This window comes from Myxococcales bacterium (assembly GCA_016712525.1).
Classification (GTDB): Bacteria; Myxococcota_A; Polyangia; order Polyangiales; family Polyangiaceae; genus JAAFHV01.
In genome coordinates this window covers 245,337-262,557 of the sequence record JADJQX010000007.1, presented here as the reverse complement: position 1 = coordinate 262,557, position 17,221 = coordinate 245,337, and the positions used below count along the sequence as shown (strand labels likewise).

Sequence of the window (17,221 nt, the reverse complement as noted above, 5' to 3'; positions counted from 1 at the left end):
CCGTCATCGCCTCGCGAGTCCGCGCTCGATGGCGTCCTCGGCCTCGACGGTCGCGGCGGTCACGTCGTGTGGGTGGCGTCGGGGATCGCGGTGCTGCTGCACCTCCTCCTTCCGTGGCTCGTGCGCATGACGATCGTGCTCATGAGCCTCATCGGGCTGCTCCTCGCCAAGCTCCTGCCGAGCCCTCCTGCGGCCCCTCCGATGCAGGCCTTCGACGTGGAGCTCGCGGAGCCCGCGCCTCCGCCCCCGAAAGAGGAGCCCAAAGAAGAGCCGAAGGAAGAGCCCAAGCCGGAACCCAAGGAAATTCCTAAGGATCTCAAGGCTCCCGAGGCCCCTAAGGAGGCCCCCGTGGCGGCCGCCGCGCAGGCCGGCGCGGTGCTCACTCAAGAGACGAAACCCGACGAGCCCGTCGACCTGACGAACAGCTTCGTCACGGGCACCGGTTCGACCTATGCGGGGGGGACCACGATGGCCGCCGGAACCGCCACGGCCGCCGTTCGCGCCCCCACGGCTTCGCCCACGGGCGTCGTCGGAGGGACGGGCACGGCAGCCCCGGTGGCCCCAGCGGGTCCCGACCGCTCGCGCAACGCGGGGCTCGGCGGATCCAAGAGCTGGAACGACTGCCCCTTCCCCTCCCGAGGCCGACGTCGACAACATCGACCAAGCCGCGGTGCTGGTGCAGGTCTCGGTCAACCCCGACGGTCGGCCCGGTCAGGCGAAGGTGCTCTCCGACCCGGGTCACGGGTTCGGTCGCGCCGCGCGAGCCTGCGCGATGCAACGCACCTACCAGACCGCCCTCGACCGGGACGGAAAACCCGTCGCCGGCGTGTTCACCGCCAACGTCACCTTCGCGAGGTGACGCGTGACGACGGGCGGACCGGACGAACGCGCGGAGCTCCGGGCCATCGCTGCGAGCCTACGCGCCTACCTCGAGCTCCAGGCCGATAGCGGAGCGACCGGGATCCCACGCGGAGAGAGGATCGCGCGTCCTCGCGGCGAGCCCGTGGTTGCGCCTCCTCCCGCTCCCCCCTCGCCTCCTTCCGCTCCGGAGCCTGTACGACTCGTCGTGGCGTCTCCGCCGCTGGCCGTCCCGAGCGCCCCACCGCAAGTGGCACCGATCGCGCGCGCGCCCGAGCCACCGCCCGCGCAGCCACCCACCAAGGTCCGGGAGCTCCCCGTCCTCGCGGAGGCCGTGGCCTCATGCCGGGCGTGCAGGCTCGCCGAAACCCGCAAAAACACTGTCTTTTCTCGCGGCAACCCGCGCGCGCCGCTCGTCTTCGTGGGCGAGGCTCCGGGTGCCGACGAGGACGCGCAGGGCCTGCCCTTCGTGGGCCGCGCGGGGCAGCTCCTCGACAAGATGATCGTCGCCATGGGGCTCGATCCCGAGCACGACGTCTACGTGTGCAACATCGTGAAGTGCCGGCCCCCCGAGAACCGTCGGCCCGAGCCCGACGAGCTCGCCGCGTGTTTCCCCTACCTCGACGAGCAGCTCGCGAACGTGGCCCCGAAGGTGATGGTCGCCATGGGCAATACGGCGGTGGCCGCGCTCTTCGACACCAAGATGGGCATCACGCGCGTGCGCGGCACCTGGAAAATGTACAAGGGCAAGATCCCGACGATGCCGACCTACCACCCGAGCTACCTGCTTCGAGCCTCGCCCCAACAAGCCGAGGCGAAACGCCAATGCTGGGACGACCTCCAGGCGGTCATGAAAGAGCTCGGGATCTCGAAGAAGCGCTGAGGTCGACGCCCCTCGCCGCGGCGCGCGAAAGGCATTAAGGAGCGGGCGATGCCCCTCACGCTCATGCCCACCGCGCGTCGCGAGCACGTGCTCCACGCCCTCGTGTCCGGAGGCTTCGCGGTGGTCCCGAGAGACGTGCTCTTCACCACGGTGGGCGCCTCCCTCCCCGAGGCCCTCGCGCTCGCGCCCCTCTTCGACGACCTCCCCGCCGACGCGCACCTGAAAGACGGCGGAGCCTACCGTTTTCGTCGGCACGGGTGCTTCGTGCACGAGCTCGAGTCCGACACGCTCACGGCCGTCCCGCACCGGGCGCACTACCAACCGCTCACCTACAACGCGCTCCACGGCGGCATGGAGCGCTGGTTTTCGCCTCTTCACCCCGCGATGAGCGAGAGCTCCGCGTTCTCGGCCCTCGTACGAGGGCTCGGCCAGATCTTCGCCAGCGTCCGCCGAGCCCCACGATACTTCGTCGAGGCCCACGCGTTCCGCATCGACCCGAGCGAGGGCGTCGGCAGACCGACCCCCGAGGGCGCCCACCGCGACGGCGTCGATTTCGTCGCGGTGGTGCTCGTCGATCGGGTCTCCGTCCGAGGGGGAGAGACCCGCGTGTTCGAGGCCGACGGGCCCGAGGGCGTGCGCTTTTCTCTCGTCGAGCCGTGGTCGGCGCTCCTGCTCGACGACACCCGGGTCGTCCACGAGACGACCCCCATCGTGCCGACGGGCCCCACCCCGCACCGCGACACGCTGGTGATCACGTACCGCGAAGCGGGGTTTCAGGCGCCGTAAAGCTCAATCCTTACGGGCAATTACAGTACACCTCGCCGCCGCGTTCACCCCTTCTTCAGGGCGCCGCTACCGTCGACCACGTAGCGCTCGGGGAGGGCTTTGCGCACCTCGTCCCGGCGCTCTTCGGCGATCTCGGCCCCGAGCTGCATGAGGCCCTCGCAGATTTTGTTCTTCACGCGGACGCTCTCTTCGTCGAGGAGCTGAGTGACGAGGGGCTCGACGACCTTCGTGTCCTTCTGGGCGAGCAAGGCCATGACGGCGTTTAGGCGCGCGGTCTCGTTCGAGTCGGCCACGAAGGGCAGCACCGCGGGCACGATCTTCTCGTGCGTGTGGTCCTGGAGCTCTTCGAGGATCTGGAGCTTCGGGTCGATGAACTTGGCGTACTCCGTGTCCCACTTGGAGAGCCACGTGAGGAGCTCTTCGACGTACTCGTCCTCTTCGACGAGCTCTCGGAGGAGGCGCATCGGCCACGAGACGCTCTCGGCTTTGGCCACGAACGCGCGAATGGGCTCGACCGCGCCACGCCCGGCTGCGAGGACGCCCTTCGCCGCGAGATCCTTCTCTTCTTGGTCGGTGATGGACGGGTCGATGATGAAGGTGAACCTACGGAGGAGCGCCTCGGCCGCCTCGGGCGTGCCCATGTTGGCGAGCTCGGTGAGCGCCTCTTGGCGATCGTAGTTCTGCGCGCGTTTGCTGGCGGCGGCCTCGGCCCACTTCGCGGCGGGCGACGACTTCTTGGTGTTGCCCTTGTCCTTCTTGAAAAAGTCGAAAAAGCCCATCAGCAAGCGCTCTCGGTTCTCCGCCCTCGGCTCGCGACGTGCGGAGCCGAGGGGCCATGGTGGTGCGCGCGGGGCGCACAAAAGCGTGACGTGTCGGCGGTGTAGAGTTCGTTCGCCGCGCCAGATGTCAAGTGAGCGGGACGGCCAGCAGCTGAACTTCCTTGTCGGCGCGCTTCACTTGGTAACGAACGGGGCGCCCGTGCTTCTGCGCCGCCTCGGCCTCCATGCTCTGGATGCGCGAGCGGAACGTGGGCTCGGTGATGTGGTCGGTCGCCTCGCCGAGCGCCTTCTTGGCGGCGATGTACTCGGCGAAGAGCCGCTGGTAGTACGCCTCGGGGGCCTCGGCCTTGAGCGCCGCCACGTCGGACCCTGCCTCGACCTCGGTCGCCGGTTGGTAGCTCCGCGCCGACGGCGGGTGCGAGAGGCGACCCTGTTCGTCGCTCGTGTCCTCTTCGACGCCCATGAGCGCGTTCAAGAGCTGATCGATGCGGAACGCGAGGCCACCGAGCTCCTCGTGCTCCAGGTTGAAGCGCTTGTCGCTCTGGCCGTTGACGATCGCGAGGAGCCCCTCTTCGAGCGTGTTGATCGGCGTCGAGATGTAGGAGCCGAGGAACCCGCCCGCCACGATCACGAGCACGAGACCGAGGACCATCGCGCCCAGCACGGGCCAGGCGAGCGAGGCCGGAGCGTCGATCAGCGTGGCCGTCCCGATGGCGAGCGCGGCGACGTGTTTGCCTTCACCGAAGCCGTCGAGGGCCGAGGCCGCGAAGACCGCCCCACCGCCGGCGCCGCTCGCCGCGTGACCGGACGAGATCGCCGTCTTCACCTCGTCGACCGCCTCTTGCTCGAGGCCCTTGGCCGCGTCGCTGCTGGCGGCGGCGAGCTTCACGTCCTTGCCGTCGTTCACGTAGATCGCCACACCTCCGCCCGAGGTGAGGTCGCTCACCTTGGCGATCGCGTCGTTCAGGCCCATGCCGAGCACGAGCAGGGCGATGGGCTTCCCACCGGCGTCACGCACGGGGACGTAGCTCACGACGAACTTGTCGTTCTTGCGCTCGACCCACACGTCCGATCCTCCGACGCCCTTGGCGATCGAGGCCTTCACGAGCGGGTACGACGTGCCCATGTCGTCGCCGCGCTCGAGCGGAGAGCCGTTCCGGCCTACGATCTTGCCGTTCGCGTCGACGACCGCGACGAGCGAGGGCGCCGTGGCGAAGGCCGACTTGGCCGCGCCGGCGACCGAGTCACAGAACGCCGTGGCGGCGTCGCCTTTGGCGCCGTCCGAGGCCTTGTTGAAGATCTCGAGGGCCGCGGGCTCCGTGACCTTCTGGGCGAGCCAGCGCTCGATGCGGAGCCCGTCGAGCTGGAGGCGGGCCGCCACGGCCTGCGCGTCACGCTCGGTCCTGCCCTTGATTCGCTCGGGGTTCGTGGCGGCGGCCAGCGTCGACTGCCGGACGATCACGAACGACAGAAGGCCGACGATGAGCACGATGACGGCGTTGACGGCGATGATCTTGTTTCGCATGCAGCCTCACTGAGAGGAGAGGTACGAGAAGGTGGGACGAGCGTGGCGACGAGCGCGCGAGAACCATGCGCGCCTCGTGGCCCGGTACGAGCGAACGAGACGGAGCCAGAGGCGAACCGAGAGAGGGCAGCCGAGTCCCACCGCCACCTTTGGCTTGGGATCCCAACGCGAAGCTAACACCCGCGACTTCGGCCCGGCAACATGCGATAACGAGGCTCGACGCGGTGCTCCACGGCGCCGCCCCCCGGATTCATGGCTTCTCTCCCCCGCGCGCTCCTCCTCGACGACCCGGCGTTCTCGCGTCACGTCCCCCTCGGGCACCACCCCGAGCGCCCGGAGCGCCTCAGGGCGGCGCGTCAGGCCGTCGAAAAGGCGAAGAAGGACGTGACCTTCGAGGCGATCGTGGCGCGGGAGGCCACCGCCACGGAGCTTGGCCGGGTGCACGCGCCGCAGTACGTCGAAGCGATGGCCGAGCACCACGGCGCTTCGCGCTATCTCGACCCGGACACCTACGTCTCGGCGGAGAGCATCACGATCGCTCGGCAGGCCGCGGGTGGCGTCTTGGCCATGGTCGACGCCGTGCTCGAGGGGGACGTGCGGCAGGGCGTCGCCCTCGTTCGGCCGCCCGGTCATCACGCCCGCCCCGAGCGCGCCATGGGCTTCTGCCTCTTCAACAACGTCGCGGTCGCGGCGGCGCACGCAAGGGCACGCGGCCTCTCGCGGATCGCCATCGTCGACTTCGACGTGCACCACGGGAACGGCACCCAGGAGATGTTCTACGCCGACCCGTCGGTGCTCTACGTCTCCACGCACGAGGCCCCGCTCTACCCGGGCACGGGCCACGTCGACGAGACGGGCGAGCGCGAGGGGCGCGGGTTCACCGTGAACGTGCCGCTGTCGGCCGGTGGCGGCGACGACGTGTACCGCGGCGCCTTCGAGCGCGTGGTGCTGCCCGTGCTCTCGGAGTACGCGCCCGAGCTCGTGATCGTGAGCGCAGGGTTCGACGCGGCGGTGCGCGATCCCCTCTCCGACATGCGGCTCGAGAGCGAGGCCTTCGGGTGGATGACCCGAGAGCTCCGTCGAATCGCCGACCAGAGCGCCGGGGGGCGCACCTTGCTCGTGCTCGAGGGCGGCTACGACTTGGTCGCCCTCGAAGGGGGCCTCGTGTCCGCCATCGGCGGCCTCACGGGCACCGCCACCGACATCGCTCGAGACGTCGATCACCCCGACGTGCACCGCGCCGCTCGCGCCGCTCGCGCCGCGTGGCCGACCCTCGCCTGACCCTCGCCACCAAGGCACGTCGTCAGCGTTTTCCGCAGCGCGCCGCGGCCCCGGTGGCCTTCCCACACTTCGAGCGGCAGGTGTGATGCATGGAGTGGCACACCTCCATTCCGTGCCGCGTGCGGTAGGAGCAGCCCTTGATGCACGCCGACTCGTCGGCGCTCTTCGGGCCCCTGCCCGTGTTCGGCTCGGAGGTCTCCCGATGCGGAAACCTCCGATTCAAGGCTTCGCCGATCGGCCCCTGCTTCGGCTGGAACGCCTCGGCCGCGTGGAGCTCCGTGGGGAACCCCCTCACCCAGTCGGGGTGGCTCATCCGCACCGAGACCGGGAGGACGCACTTGTCGAGCATGTACTGGTGAAGCTCGTCGCGCGTCGGGGTCGTGTCCAAGCCGACGCGCCCTTCGTCCTCGGTCTTCTTGCAGCACTCGAAGCACTTGCTCACCTCGGTGACCTTCTTCACCATCTTCACGCAGGCCTCTTGTTGCAGATCGCAGTCCTCCTGGCAGGAGCCCGTCGTGTCGGCGCAGGCCTCGTCGCCGAGCGCGACCTCGGGCCCTCCTTCACCGAACGACACCGACACGAAGAGCGAGACGACGAAGGCCGCCGTAGCCGCACCGAACATTCGCTTACGATTCATGGTAACACCTCGAGTTTGCTTGTCTTTTTAGCTACGCCGGGTCGGCTCTCGGTGACCGCGAGCACGGTCTTTCCTTCGTCTTTGCGCGCGGCGACGATCACCTCGAAGCCCTCTTTCGAGAACACGCGCAACGTCTGGTCGGCCGCCGGCGGAGTGACGCGCACGAAGCCGGCCTTGCCGAGGGTCGAGTCGTAGTGGGCGGCCACCGTCGCGACCGGCGCGTCGGAGAGGTACACGTTGGTCGTCTGGGAGACCCCTTCGAGCTCCGCGGTGAGCACGCGGCGGGCCCCTTCCGGGCGAGGGACGGCGCCGTCGTGCCCCTCCTTCTCGCCGTCCTCGGCGATGGCCTTGAGGCTGAAGTGCTCGCCCGTGCGCGCGACCGTGACCCGTGTTTTTCCGTCGGCTTCGCGCTTCGCGTAGACGTAGCGGAGCTTGCCGAGGTCTCCGAGATCTTGGGACGCCGCGAACGCCGCGAGCGCCGCCGCCGTGCTGCGCGGCTTCGCAGGATCTCCCTCGAAGCACACCACGACGCCGTCCTTCGGGGTGCCGTTGCGGACGATGCCGTGACGAATCGAGCCCTCGAGGTGGTAGTCGCCGACGCCCTTCACCGTGCCCTTCTCGGGGACGGCGGCGAAGAGGCCATCGAGCGCGCCGGGGCTCGCCGTGCACGTCGACTCGGCCGCGTCGAGCACCTGGGACACGCTCGCGTCCGTCGTGGTCTCGCCGAGCTGAAAACGCTGCCCGTTGAGCACGGCGGTGTAGCCGCCCTCGAGGCCGTCGGTCGCGGTCGCGAGCTCGCGGCCCAGCGAGAGCGCCTGGCCTCCGACGTCGGCGTGGGCCTTGTGCGCGGCGACGAGGCCGAAGGACGCGGTCACGGCGCCGAGGTACGTGAGCACCTTGGCGGCGCCCACGGCGCGGCGCTTCCCGAGGGAGGCCTTGGCGCTGCGGGCTACGAGCAGAAGAACGAGCGGGGTCATCATGGTCGTGTTCCTTTCGAGCCCGAGGCTCAGTCCTTGAGGAAGTCTTCGCGGCCGCCGTTGGTGTCCTCGTGGCCGCCGGCGGCGGTCGTGACCTCCGAGCCGATCGTCTCGGCCATCGAGGCGAGATCGCCGTCCATGGGGGCGTCGTTGCAGAGCGTGACGGAGCGCTCGCCGCGGACCTTGAGCGTGAGCCCCTTGCCCTCCGTCGCCTTCGACGGGAACGGGTTTTTGACCGTGGTGTCGGCGTAGTGCGCCGAGGCGTACCCCGAGCGACCGCTGACGGCCGGCGAGCGAGCCGCCATCGCGCGACCGGACGCGGTGTCGTCGATCGAGCCGGGGGCCGCGAGGGTCGTCTCTTCGCGTGAGACCGCGCCGCTCCCGGCCGCGACCGGCATCGCGCGCTCGTCGCAGTCGTGAGCGGCGAAGGAGAGGGCACGGCTACGGATGGCGTGGTTCTGCGAGATCTTCGTCTCGTACCCGCGGAACATCATGAGGCCGAGGCCGAGGAAACAGACGAGCACGGGGAGCACGACGCCGGCCTCGACCATGGCCGCGCCGCGGCGACATGTGCGACCGGCGAGGAGGACGGGGACGGGGACGGGGACGGGGCGGTGGGGGGTCTCGCCCGAGGCTTTTTTCGACATGGCCCCCCTTCGTCGGCGCCCCGCGCGAAGCCGTTGCGTCCTTTTTTTCGTCGACGCACGAAATCGCCGAAGCCCCCGTCTTCACTAAGGAAAACGGGGGCCTCGGCATGCGTTTGGAGCTTCAGTGCAGGATGGGGTGCGCCGAGGTCTGCCCCAGGCCGTCGAGGAGCGCGCCCCCCGCGTCGTGCACCGACTCCGACCCGGGACCCGAGCGCCCGTCGCTTCCGAACCGGCTCGACGCGCGCTCGGCGAGCCCGATCATGTCGCGGATCCGGAAGGGCCCGGCCTTGGGCAGCCCGACGGGGCGGAGGCGCGCGCGCCACTTCATGTTGAACGTCGCGCGGCTGTCCTCCTCGGCGTCTCCGTTGCAGTCCTTCGAGGCCCACGCGCCCTTGCAGGCGTAGAACATCTCGGCCTGCGCGAAGAACGGCGTGACCTTCGCGGGCTCACCGGCCTTCCGAATTTTGTCGGCCATGGGGAGCCCGACCTTCGAGCCGTGGCCGAGCGCCACCTTCGACGCGTTCGAGCGATCGTCGTAGCCGGGGGGGAGCGACACGCCCCAGACCTGCATGTAGGCCGAGCCGTTCTTCGCCGGCTTGTACATGCGCTTCCAGCCGACGCTCTCGGTCTCCCACGGGAACCCGGAGCAGTAGCTGCCGGCGTCGTTGAAGGCGCCCGCCACCCACGAGAGCACCGCGCCGAGGAAGCCCGGGAAGTAGTCGACGACGCTGTCGGCGGCGAGCTCGCAGAGCTTCGCGTTCTCGACGTTCACGACGGGCAGCCCGAGCTTGGTCGCGTCGTCCTTGTCGGTGTCGTTGGCTCCACCTTGGCCTTGGCGGTCCGTGCCACGGCCGGCCGAGGATGCGCGGCACGCGGCCTCGCCGCTCGAGTCCCCCGATCCGTCGAACATGGAGTCCGTGGCGACGTCGAACGCGAGCCCCGGGACGTGCGAGGAGCCCACGGTGATGGCGCTCGCGTCGTACGCGTCTCCCACACCTGCGGCCTTCAGGGAGGCGAGCCACGGGTAGCCGATCGCGGCGGCGGTCTGGACGCCCGAGAGCGCGGGGAGGACCGGCTTGATGACGAAGGTCTCGTACTTGCTGCGCGCTTGCACGATGGCCTTGTACGCGTTGCAGGAGACGGCGAAGAGCGGCCCGCACAACGCCGCCGTCCACGGGATGACCGCGCACGCGCCGAGGAGGGCCATGGCGACCACGAGCAGATCGCGGAGCACGCTCATGACGAGGAAGAGGAGCGCGAGGATGCGCATGAGCACGTTGAGCGCCGCGACGAGGTTCATGCCTCGGGCGTGCACGACGGCCGCCGCGTACGTCTCGTGATCGGCCGCCTCTTGCATGCGCTGGCGGAACACGATGGCGTCGCCGACGCCCTTCATCGCCCACATCCCCGCGATGAGGAACATCGCGAAGAAGAGCCCCATGAGCATGACGGCCCCTCGCTCCCCGCGGATCAACGTCTCGTCATCGCCACGACAAACATCGGATTTCATTGTCTTATCCCTCTCATTCGTCGGCGTAGGTGGCGCCCTGGTGGGGCAGCTCGGCGACGGCCCGGAGGACCTTCTCCGGGCCTTTGCACACGACCCGCCCCATCATCGGGACGGAGCAGCGGACCTTGGTGGTGACGGTGACGCGGACCGGTCCGCTCGGGTCGGCCGCGCTCGAGGCGTCGTCGACCGAGACCTCGGGCTCGGAGAGCGCGCCCGCCTCGATGAAGGGCAAGATCGCCTCGCGCACGGCGCGGCGCGGGAGATCGTTCTCGCCAGTCGGGGTGCCGGGGTTGTTGCCGTGCACGTTCGACGTGACGGCCGCGGTGCGTGCCCCGCACACCGCCGCGTGCATCACGAGGAGCTTCGTCGTCTCGAGCTTCGTGACCTGCGCGAGCCCGAAGAAGGTGGCGAGGAGCGGCGGGAGCGAGATGGCGAGCTCGGCCATGACGGCCCCGCGGGCGCGGCGAGGGCGCAGCTTCGTCCTCACGACGCCCCCCCGGACACGTGGAGGCCGAGCGCCACGAGCGTGCCCACGAAGATCGCGGGGCCCATTTTCAGCCACGTCATGGCCGCGGCGGGCACCTCGCGCCTCGCGTGAGCCGGGCGGACGAGGTTCGCGGCGAGCGTCACGAGGTTCCCGAGGGTGCGCGCGAACGTGCCTCGGTAGATGAGCGAGACCGGCGCGAGCACGATCGCGACGACGAACGAGAAGCTCAGGATCTCGAGGCCGAGCGACGGATGCGCGAGGGCGCCGAGCGCTGCGAAGAGCTTCACGTCACCGGCGCCGATGGCGGACTTTCGGTAGAGCGTGGCAGGGACGGCGGAGGCGACGAGGGCACCCACGACCGAGAGCGCGCCCTCCAAGGCCACGTCGTCGGCGGCGAGGCCAGCGTGTTTCGCGTAGGCCATGCGGGCGAGGGGCGCGAGCGCGAGGACCGGGAGCGTGAGGCGGTTCGGGATCGTCCCGGTCTTCAGATCGGTGACACATGCGGTGGCGGCGACGGCGGCGGCGGCTACGAAAAACGGGTCCATCGGGGGCTCCTTCGTGGGGTTCGCGAGGTAGGTCGGCGCGCCGGCGCGAGGTGTTGCGTTCGATTTCGCAGAGGCCCCTCTTTTTTCTTCGACACGCGAAAAACCATGGAAAAACACGCCGATCCGCGGAGGATCGGCGCGTCAGGGGCGGCCGTCGGGGGGAGAGAGCGCGCACGGCGGGCGAGCGCGAGCAAGGCTCGGTCGTCGGTGTGGGGGCCGCGGTCACGTCTCGGGCGGACTCCCGGCGATCGCTCGCGGGGAGCCCACGGTGACGCCCTCGTGGCGCGTCGCGCCGAAGCCTCCGGGAGACGCTCAGGGGGTGCTGCGGATCACGTGATCCCGGGCCGCGCGGTAGTCCGCGAAGAGCCGCGCCCCGGCGACCGTGACCCCTAAGATCGTGGGCACGGCGATGGCGGTGAGGACGAGGGCGTACTCGACGAGAGAGGCCCCGCGGCGACGAACGCGCGACGGGCGCGATGGACGGAGGAGAGTGGAGGGAGTGCTCATGGCGGGAGGTCGGCCACGACGCGCGCTTCGTTGCGCGCAAACGACACAAAAAACGAAACCCCTCCGGTTTGGCGGAAGGGTTCGATTTTGTTGCAGTTTCTGGAGGGTGACCGACGGGGATCGAACCCGCGACAGCCGGAGCCACAATCCGGCGCTCTACCTACTGAGCTACGGCCACGGACGACGCGGCACCATAGTCTTCGCGCGGGGATAGGCAACCAAATTCGGCAGGGACCTCTCCCGAGGCGAGGCTCAGAACGGCGTGCTCTTCGCGTAGTCGGCGTCGATCGTGGAGACGACCTTGGCGACCTCGGTGGGGTTGTCCGTCAGGACGCCGACCTCGCGGTTCTTGAGGAGCGCGGTCTGCGTGAAGTTCTGCGAGCCGATGTAGGCGCGGGCGCGATCGACCACGATGCACTTCGCGTGGATGTCGGGGGTGCCCACCTTCACGATGGGGATTTGCGCGGCCCGCAAGGTGGCGATCGCAGCGTCCTGCCCCGTCGACGGCTCGCGGTCGTTCAGGATGATGCGCACCGTCTTGCCCGCGCGCTTCGCCGCGACGAGGGCCTCGACGATCTGGGTGTCGGCGAGGGACTCGCCCTCGAGGTCGACCTCTTTCTGGGCCTGTTGAATGAGGGCGACGAGCCTCTTCTGGGCGTCGAGCTTGGTGGCCGACGCAGGAGACACGACGAGCCGCCCCGGGATGTCCTTCGAGGTGTTCGTGAAGTCGGCCTGGAAGATGGTCTCGAGCTCCGACACCTCGGCCGCACCGGTGATGCGCACGAGGTACTCGCGGTTGTCGAACGGGCTCGTCTCGGTGAGGTTCATCGTCATGATCCAGCCGGACGTGCCGTCGATCACCATCGTCTTCGCGTGGGTGAAGGTGAACGCCGGCGGCGCGTAGACGACGGGCACTCCGCCGGCCGTGAGCGCGTTGAACGCCTTCAGGTTCCCGTTACCGCCCTGGGGAAAATCCTTGTTGAGGACGACCTTCACGTCGCGGCCGGCCTGCTTGGCGGTGCGGAGCGCGGCGATCACGTCGTCGTTCGTGAGGAGATACATCTCGACATGCACCGAGGTCTTGGCGGTGCGGATCGCGTCGAGGATGGCGGCCCCGCGATCGCTCGGCATCACCTGCACGGTGAGCTCGTTCACGAACGTGAGCTCGAGCTTGGGGACCACCGCGCCGTCGGGCAGGACGACCGCGCCGTCCCCCGGATCGACGGGGACCTCGGCGTCCTCCTCGGGGACCGGAGGCGAAGGGGGGGCGGTGACGAGGCCTGCCGTGCTGCACGCGAAGAGCAGCGCCGACACGCCCAAAGCGGAGAGAAGCTTGTAGAAGCGGGTCACTTTCGCAACCATGAACGCAAGCGCCAACCATGGCCAGGAAAAAGGGGCCCTTCCCCCCGACGACCGCATGCCCCAACGACGTCCAGCTCTTCCGCCACCCGAGGGCGCGCGTGCCGAGCGGACGCTCTCGACCGGCCACGGGGGCGAGGTGGTCGTGGTCGTGCGCGAGACCACCCGCCTCGTCGTGAAGCGGCCCTCCCCTCGCCTGCGCGACGACCCCTCCGGGCAGGCACTCCACGCGGTCGAGGCTCGTGCGCTCGCCCGGCTCGGCGGGCACGGCGCGCCACGGCTCGTGGAGAGCGGTCACGACGCGTTCGGCCCCTACCTGCTCATGAGCTACGTGGAGGGCACGCGTCTCGACGAGCTCGAGCACGCCCCCGAGCGCTTCGAGGCGCTCGCGGCGACCACGTTCGAGGCGCTCGCCAGCCTGCACGCGCGTGGCATCGTCCACGGCGACGTCCGCCCCGAGAACCTCATCGTGGGAGCGTTCCCTACGTTCGTCGACTTCGCGTTCGCCCGCCTCGACGACGAGCCCACACCGCCCGGCCCCTTTCGCGGCACCCTCGCTTTCGCGGCACCCGAGGTCGCGCGCGACGGCCCTTCCGGGTCCACCGGCGCGAGCGACGTGTTCGCCCTCGCCCTCGCGCTGGCGGCCCATGCCGGGATCGTCCTGAGGCCCTCTCTCCCTCCGCCGGCCTTGTTGGTGCATGCCGTCGAGGCCAAGGTGGAGCGAGAGCACCTCGAGCGGCTGGCGCGCGGGCTCGGGGCCGCGGTCGCGCACGAGCCTTCGGAGAGACCCTCGGCGGCCGAGCTCGCGCGTCGCCTCCGCCGCTGACCGGGGGCCGGGAGGTGGCGGAAAGGCGCCCGAAAGGGCCCGAACGGTGCTCTAGTCGGCGGCATGACGAACGACGCGAGGTTCGACACGCTCTGCATCCACGCCGGACAGGAGCCCGACCCGGGCACAGGGGCCGTGATGACCCCGATCGTGCTCGCGAGCACGTTCGCGCAAGAGCGGCCCGGAGTGCACAAGGGCTACGACTACGCGCGCGCGGGCAACCCCACACGCGCAGCGCTCGAGGCCTGCCTCGCCGCCCTCGAGGGCGCAAAACACGGGGTCGCCTTCGGCTCGGGCTGCGGCGCGATGACCACGTTGCTCTTGACGCTGAAGAGCGGCGACCACGTCCTCGTGGGCGACGACGTCTACGGAGGGACCTTTCGAATCTTCGATAAGGTACTGAAACAGTTCGGCATTTCGGCGACGTTCATCGACATGGGCGACCTGTCGGCGGTCGCCGCGGCCGTGCGCCCGGAGACGCGCATGCTCTGGCTCGAGACCCCCTCGAACCCGATGCTCAAGGTCTTCGACATCGCCGCGATCGCCGAGATCGCGCACGCCCGCGGGATCCCGCTCACGGTGGACAACACCTTCGCGACGCCCGCGCTCCAGAGCCCGCTCGCCCTCGGCGCGACCGCGGTCGTGCACTCGACGACGAAGTACTTGAATGGCCACTCCGACGTCATCGGCGGCGCGGTCCTCACGTCGGACGACGCGCTCGGCGAGCGGCTCCGTTTCCTCCAGAAGTCCGTCGGCGCCGTCCCCAGCCCGTTCGACTGCTACCTGGTCCTGCGCGGCCTGAAGACGCTCGGCGTGAGGATGCAGAAGCACGTGGCGTCGGCCACGGAGATCGCGCGGGTGCTCGAGGCCCACCCCCAAGTCAAGAAGGTTTACTACCCAGGGCTCCCCTCGCACCCGCAGCACGCGCTCGCGATGCGCCAGATGCGCGGACCGGGTGGCATGATCTCGGTCGAGATCCACGGGGGCCTCCCCGCCGCGGCCGCATTTTTGGGGGCCTTGCGGGTGTTCGTGTGCGCCGAGAGCCTCGGAGGCGTCGAGTCGCTGGCCGAGCACCCCGCGATCATGACTCACGCGAGCGTGCCGCGAGAGGCACGCGAGGCGGTCGGCATCGGCGACGGCCTTCTCCGGCTCTCGGTCGGCATCGAGGACGTGTCCGACCTGCTCGACGACCTCGACCGTGGGTTCGCTGCCGCGCGGGCACTTTCGTGAGCGGACGCTCTCTGTGCCATTTCGACCGACATGGGGTAAGCTCGGTCTCAGCTTCCCTTCGAGGAGATTCGACCATGCCTTCGACGTTCGCCCGCACGGCCCAGAAGCTCGTGCTCGCCGTGTCCGTGCCCGCCGCCGCTCTCGTGCTCGGCTCCGCCTGCTCCGAGACCGTGCCGGCCATCCCGCGCGTGATCCTCGACAGCCAAATTCGCCCGGGCTCCAACACCCAGGCGGCCTGCCAGATCTCCTCGCAAGACTGGCTCCAGATCGGCAACTTCGGCGGCGTCGGCACGGCGCCCCGCCCCGTCGACGACGGCGCCGAGGAGAGCGGCGGTCGGGTGTCGGTGAGCTGCGCCGTCCTCGCCGAGGGCGATGGCTTCCGCGTCAGCGCGTCCACCACGCTGAGCGGCGCGGGCGGCGGCACGGTCACCGTGAGCGGCCTCTTCACGACGGCCCGCCAGCCCCAGCAGAACGTCACGGTCGTGTTCAACCGGTCCGACTTCGGCCGCTTCGAGCAGAAAGACTGCGTCGCGACCTACGACGTGAACGAGAACGCCGGCGTGGCGTCGGGCCGCGTGTGGGCCAAGGTGGTCTGCCCGAAGGCGAGCCGCGAGGGTGGCCGCGCCTGCGAGACCGAGGCGCAGTTCCGTTTCGAGAACTGCGAGCAGGCGGTCAAGGCCGAGTAGAGAAGCCCGCGCTTCCACGACGCACGAACCGAGGCCGGCGGATCCCCGTCGGCCTCGTCGTCATTTGGCCCGCGCCGACCTCCGCCGCGGGCGAGCTCACGCCTTCAGGCCGGTCGACCCTTCGACTTGCCGGCGGCCATGTCCGCGAGCACGGCTTGCACCTCGGTCGCGACCTCGAACTCGGGTTTGGCGGCGAGGAAGGCCTCGAGGTGGCGGCGGGCCGCCGCGTCGTCGCCACGCGCGAGGTACGCCATCCCGAGCGCGTAGAGGGCGTCCGCGTCCCCCGGGGCGCGATCGAGGGCCTGGTTCCCTTCGACGATCGCCTCTTTGATCTCACCGAGCTGACGGAGCACGTGGCAGAGCGCCACACGCGCCCCGAGGTGGTCGGGCGAGACGAGGACACACGCGCGGTAGGCGTCCCGCGCCGGCGGGATCTCGCCGCACTCGAAGAGGGCCTGACCGAGGAAAAAATAGGCGTACGGGTTCTTGGCGTCGACCCGGAGCACGTCGCGGAGGAGCGCGAGGGCCTCGCGGAAGCGCTCCTCGTGGAGCAGCTCGACCGCCTCTTCGACGGCCTGCCAGTGGGCGTGATCTCGAGGCGCGGGTGCCTTCTGGTCGGACATGTGGGGGAGGCGGATACACGAAAGCACGGGCGCCCGCAAAGGCGCTCGACGCGTTTTCGTAGGAGGCGCGCGGGGCCTGCCTTACGATGGGGTCATGTCGCGTGGCATCGGCAAAGGCAAGCTCGTCGCCCTCGGCGTCGTCGGGATCGCGCTCGCAGGCCTCCTCACCCCGGTTCGCCCCGAGATCTCCCCCATGAGCCCGAAGGCCAAGCCCACCCCCATCGACCTCGGCGCGCACTCGGCCGACAAACCGAAGAAGCCCCTGCGCCTCCTCTTCATCCACCACTCCTGCGGAGGTCAGCTCTTCTCCGATCCGGGGCCCGAGAAAGAGCGTGCAAACTGCATCCTCGTCTCGCACGAGAACGGCGGAGGGTTGCGGAGGCGCCTCCTCGACGACGGGTACGAGGTGCACGAGGCGTCGTACGGGTCCGAGATCGGCGACAAGACCGACCTCTTCGACTGGAAGCCCAAGTTCTCCCAAAAGATGGAGAAGGTGCTCACGGTCGACGAAAACGACACGTACTTGAAGGACGGAAAACGTCACGACATCGTGATGTTCAAGTCCTGTTACCCGAACAACCGGTTCGAGGGCCCGGGCACGGCGCCCGGAAATCCTCTGGGACCCGAGCTCACCGTGGCGAACGCGAAGGCCGCGCTCACCTCGCTCCTCGACGAGTTCAAGAAGCACCCGAGCACGCTCTTCGTGTACCTCACGGCCCCCCCCGACGCGCCCCCGGGGAACGAGCGCGCGTTCAAGGTGGCCCTGAAGAAGATCCTCGGAAAGCCCACGCTCTCCGACGTGTCGCGCACCCAAGGCGCGCTCGCGCGCGAGCTCAACTCGTGGGTCGTCGACGCGGGCGGCTGGCTCGCGGGGTACCCGCTCAAGAACGTGGTGGTCTTCGATTACTACGACGCGCTCACCGGCAACGGGCGCTCGGACCTCGCGTTTTACCCGACGGGAGACGGCACCGACAGCCACCCGTCGTCCGAGGGCAACAAGGCCGCAGGCGCCGCGTTTCCGGCCTTCTTGAACCGCGCCGTTCGCCGCGCGGGGCTCTCCGAGTAGCGAGGCGAG

At 69.6% G+C, this 17,221-nt stretch carries 19 protein-coding genes and 1 tRNA gene; 8 read left to right on the top strand and 12 right to left on the bottom strand.

The features are described from left to right. Positions 1–670 precede the first annotated feature (670 nt). The 3 genes from IPK71_18275 (at position 671) to IPK71_18265 (ending at position 2,527) form a co-directional block, all read left to right on the top strand. Positions 671–859, top strand: coding sequence for an energy transducer TonB (locus IPK71_18275; GenBank protein MBK8215682.1), 189 nt, complete (start codon positions 671–673; stop codon positions 857–859). A gap of 3 nt (positions 860–862) precedes the next feature. Continuing rightward, positions 863–1,741, top strand: a complete 879-nt coding sequence (locus IPK71_18270) for a uracil-DNA glycosylase (protein MBK8215681.1) — start codon at positions 863–865, stop codon at positions 1,739–1,741. 63 nt (positions 1,742–1,804) lie between these two features. After that, on the top strand, positions 1,805–2,527 hold the full coding sequence (locus IPK71_18265) for a 2OG-Fe dioxygenase family protein (protein MBK8215680.1): 723 nt from the start codon (positions 1,805–1,807) through the stop codon (positions 2,525–2,527). Between the two features lie 44 nt (positions 2,528–2,571). Here the strand turns inward: IPK71_18265 and IPK71_18260 are convergent, their stop codons facing one another. Both IPK71_18260 and IPK71_18255 read right to left on the bottom strand, forming a co-directional pair. Further along, a complete protein-coding gene (locus IPK71_18260) occupies positions 2,572–3,306 on the bottom strand; it encodes a HEAT repeat domain-containing protein (GenBank protein MBK8215679.1) in 735 nt (244 codons plus the stop codon). Between the two features lie 127 nt (positions 3,307–3,433). Further along, on the bottom strand, positions 3,434–4,831 hold the full coding sequence (locus tag IPK71_18255) for a hypothetical protein (protein ID MBK8215678.1): 1,398 nt from the start codon (positions 4,829–4,831) through the stop codon (positions 3,434–3,436). 252 nt (positions 4,832–5,083) lie between these two features. On the opposite strand from IPK71_18255, the gene IPK71_18250 reads away from it, so the two are divergent. Then, positions 5,084–6,112 carry a histone deacetylase gene (locus tag IPK71_18250; GenBank protein ID MBK8215677.1) on the top strand — a complete coding sequence of 343 codons (1,029 nt, stop codon included), beginning with the start codon at positions 5,084–5,086 and terminating at the stop codon, positions 6,110–6,112. 22 nt (positions 6,113–6,134) lie between these two features. On the opposite strand, the gene IPK71_18245 is transcribed toward IPK71_18250, so the two are convergent. The 9 genes from IPK71_18245 to IPK71_18205 form a co-directional block, all read right to left on the bottom strand. Continuing rightward, positions 6,135–6,749, bottom strand: coding sequence for a hypothetical protein (locus tag IPK71_18245; GenBank protein ID MBK8215676.1), 615 nt, complete (start codon positions 6,747–6,749; stop codon positions 6,135–6,137). Beyond that, positions 6,746–7,729: a hypothetical protein gene (locus IPK71_18240; GenBank protein MBK8215675.1), complete on the bottom strand. Its 984-nt coding sequence runs from the start codon at positions 7,727–7,729 to the stop codon at positions 6,746–6,748. The genes IPK71_18245 and IPK71_18240 overlap by 4 nt, the downstream gene beginning before the upstream one ends. Before the next feature lie 26 nt (positions 7,730–7,755). Further along, positions 7,756–8,373, bottom strand: a complete 618-nt coding sequence (locus tag IPK71_18235; GenBank protein ID MBK8215674.1) for a hypothetical protein — start codon at positions 8,371–8,373, stop codon at positions 7,756–7,758. Between the two features lie 121 nt (positions 8,374–8,494). Next, positions 8,495–9,820: a hypothetical protein gene (locus IPK71_18230; protein MBK8215673.1), complete on the bottom strand. Its 1,326-nt coding sequence runs from the start codon at positions 9,818–9,820 to the stop codon at positions 8,495–8,497. 76 nt (positions 9,821–9,896) lie between these two features. Further along, positions 9,897–10,370: a hypothetical protein gene (locus IPK71_18225; GenBank protein MBK8215672.1), complete on the bottom strand. Its 474-nt coding sequence runs from the start codon at positions 10,368–10,370 to the stop codon at positions 9,897–9,899. Beyond that, positions 10,367–10,915 carry a prepilin peptidase gene (locus IPK71_18220; protein ID MBK8215671.1) on the bottom strand — a complete coding sequence of 183 codons (549 nt, stop codon included), beginning with the start codon at positions 10,913–10,915 and terminating at the stop codon, positions 10,367–10,369. Before IPK71_18220 ends, IPK71_18225 begins: the two co-directional genes overlap by 4 nt. A 312-nt stretch (positions 10,916–11,227) precedes the next feature. Further along, on the bottom strand, positions 11,228–11,422 hold the full coding sequence (locus IPK71_18215; protein ID MBK8215670.1) for a hypothetical protein: 195 nt from the start codon (positions 11,420–11,422) through the stop codon (positions 11,228–11,230). A 105-nt stretch (positions 11,423–11,527) separates the two neighbouring features. Then, a tRNA-His gene (locus tag IPK71_18210) sits at positions 11,528–11,600 on the bottom strand. Between the two features lie 74 nt (positions 11,601–11,674). Then, complete coding sequence (locus tag IPK71_18205; GenBank protein ID MBK8215669.1) at positions 11,675–12,772, bottom strand: phosphatidylserine/phosphatidylglycerophosphate/cardiolipin synthase family protein; 1,098 nt, start codon at positions 12,770–12,772, stop codon at positions 11,675–11,677. 67 nt (positions 12,773–12,839) lie between these two features. Here IPK71_18205 and IPK71_18200 point away from each other — a divergent pair, with 67 nt between their 5' ends. The 3 genes from IPK71_18200 to IPK71_18190 all read left to right on the top strand — a co-directional run bounded on the left by IPK71_18200 (position 12,840) and on the right by IPK71_18190 (position 15,523). Then, positions 12,840–13,607 carry a phosphotransferase gene (locus IPK71_18200; GenBank protein MBK8215668.1) on the top strand — a complete coding sequence of 256 codons (768 nt, stop codon included), beginning with the start codon at positions 12,840–12,842 and terminating at the stop codon, positions 13,605–13,607. A 63-nt stretch (positions 13,608–13,670) separates the two neighbouring features. Continuing rightward, positions 13,671–14,837 carry a cystathionine gamma-synthase gene (locus tag IPK71_18195; GenBank protein MBK8215667.1) on the top strand — a complete coding sequence of 389 codons (1,167 nt, stop codon included), beginning with the start codon at positions 13,671–13,673 and terminating at the stop codon, positions 14,835–14,837. A 74-nt stretch (positions 14,838–14,911) separates the two neighbouring features. Beyond that, positions 14,912–15,523, top strand: a complete 612-nt coding sequence (locus IPK71_18190) for a hypothetical protein (protein ID MBK8215666.1) — start codon at positions 14,912–14,914, stop codon at positions 15,521–15,523. A 104-nt stretch (positions 15,524–15,627) separates the two neighbouring features. Here the strand turns inward: IPK71_18190 and IPK71_18185 are convergent, their stop codons facing one another. Further along, positions 15,628–16,146 (bottom strand): tetratricopeptide repeat protein, encoded by a 519-nt coding sequence (locus IPK71_18185; protein MBK8215665.1) that lies wholly within the window; start codon positions 16,144–16,146, stop codon positions 15,628–15,630. 106 nt (positions 16,147–16,252) lie between these two features. Here IPK71_18185 and IPK71_18180 point away from each other — a divergent pair, with 106 nt between their 5' ends. Next, entirely contained in the window at positions 16,253–17,212 is a 960-nt protein-coding gene (locus tag IPK71_18180) for a hypothetical protein (GenBank protein ID MBK8215664.1), read from the top strand. Positions 17,213–17,221 lie beyond the last annotated feature (9 nt).